Annotated in this window: 1 pseudogene; it reads right to left on the bottom strand. The window is 43.8% G+C overall.

Features of this window, described 5'->3' with window-relative positions:
* Positions 1-242, bottom strand: a pseudogene (locus tag BZJ21_RS15940) (RNA-guided endonuclease InsQ/TnpB family protein); the annotation flags it as partial.

Raw genomic sequence — 242 nt, 5'->3', positions numbered from 1 at the left:
TTGCTTTGTTGGTACTTCAACGTATTCGCTACCAGCTTCTTCCGCTTTATAGGACAGCAAATTAAGAGTCATGGCTGGCGCGGTATTCAGGATTTCCCGGTTCAAGCCAGCCTTTTGTTTTACGTTCTTCCCATGCTTCTCAACAGTCCCTTTGGCGGTGCTGGTCATGTTCTTAACGGTTAGTTTTTCAGTGGCAATTAATGCCGCCACTTTCACTAATTTTGCAGTTTCTTTATGAGTAA

Origin of the sequence: Salinivibrio costicola subsp. alcaliphilus (assembly GCF_001996185.1) — a bacterium.
Classification (GTDB): Bacteria; Pseudomonadota; Gammaproteobacteria; order Enterobacterales; family Vibrionaceae; genus Salinivibrio; species Salinivibrio costicola.
This window is presented reverse-complemented; position numbering and strand designations above follow the sequence as displayed.